Origin of the sequence: Amycolatopsis sp. cmx-8-4, assembly GCF_046548675.1 — a bacterium.
GTDB lineage: Bacteria > Actinomycetota > Actinomycetes > Mycobacteriales > Pseudonocardiaceae > Amycolatopsis.
In genome coordinates this window covers 1-1,366 of sequence record NZ_JAEBDZ010000085.1, presented here as the reverse complement: position 1 = coordinate 1,366, position 1,366 = coordinate 1, and the positions used below count along the sequence as shown (strand labels likewise).

At 55.3% G+C, this 1,366-nt stretch carries 2 rRNA genes; both read left to right on the top strand.

Going from position 1 to position 1,366, the window contains the following annotated elements:
- Positions 1–1,171, top strand: a 23S ribosomal RNA gene (locus ACLJQZ_RS48485); the annotation flags it as partial.
- Between the two features lie 78 nt (positions 1,172–1,249).
- Positions 1,250–1,366: ribosomal RNA gene (gene rrf, locus ACLJQZ_RS48480) — 5S ribosomal RNA — on the top strand.

Sequence of the window (1,366 nt, the reverse complement as noted above, 5' to 3'; positions counted from 1 at the left end):
CTAGGGGTGGGTGGCCGCAGAGACCAGCGGAAAGCGACTGTTTACTAAAAACACAGGTCCATGCGAAGTCGCAAGACGATGTATATGGACTGACGCCTGCCCGGTGCTGGAACGTTAAGAGGACCGGTTAATCCCTTCGGGGGTGAAGCTGAGAATTTAAGCGCCAGTAAACGGCGGTGGTAACTATAACCATCCTAAGGTAGCGAAATTCCTTGTCGGGTAAGTTCCGACCTGCACGAATGGCGTAACGACTTTCCGGCTGTCTCAACCACAGGCCCGGCGAAATTGCACTACGAGTAAAGATGCTCGTTACGCGCGGCAGGACGGAAAGACCCCGGGACCTTTACTATAGTTTGGTATTGGTTTTCGGTTCGGCTTGTGTAGGATAGGTGGGAGACTGTGAAGCGGTGACGCTAGTTACTGTGGAGTCATTGTTGAAATACCACTCTGGTCGAATTGGGAATCTGAACCTCGGGCCATGATCTGGTTCAGGGACAGTGCCTGATGGGTAGTTTAACTGGGGCGGTTGCCTCCTAAAGAGTAACGGAGGCGCCCAAAGGTTCCCTCAGCCTGGTTGGCAATCAGGTGTTGAGTGCAAGTGCACAAGGGAGCTTGACTGTGAGACAGACATGTCGAGCAGGGACGAAAGTCGGGACTAGTGATCCGGCACCACCTGGTGGAAGGGGTGTCGCTCAACGGATAAAAGGTACCCCGGGGATAACAGGCTGATCTTGCCCAAGAGTCCATATCGACGGCATGGTTTGGCACCTCGATGTCGGCTCGTCGCATCCTGGGGCCGGAGTAGGTCCCAAGGGTTGGGCTGTTCGCCCATTAAAGCGGCACGCGAGCTGGGTTTAGAACGTCGTGAGACAGTTCGGTCCCTATCCGCCGCGCGCGTAGGATACTTGAGGAAGGCTGTCCCTAGTACGAGAGGACCGGGACGGACGAACCTCTGGTGTGCCAGTTGTCCCGCCAGGGGCATGGCTGGTTGGCTACGTTCGGAAGGGATAACCGCTGAAGGCATCTAAGCGGGAAGCCTGTTCCAAGATGAGGTATCCCACCCTTTGTGGGTTAAGGCCCCCAATAGACCATTGGGTTGATAGGCCAGATATGGAAGCACAGTAATGTGTTGTCGAGTTGACTGGTACTAATAGGCCGAGGACTTGTCTACGAAGGTGTTACGCATCCACTCTACGGTTCTGAAACACCACACGGCCCTCCTTTGGGGGGTGTGGGTGTTTGATAGTGTTTCGGTGGTTTTAGCGTCAGGGAAACGCCCGGTCCCATTCCGAACCCGGAAGCTAAGCTTGACAGCGCCGATGGTACTGCAACCGAAGGGTTGTGGGAGAGTAGGACACCGCCGAAC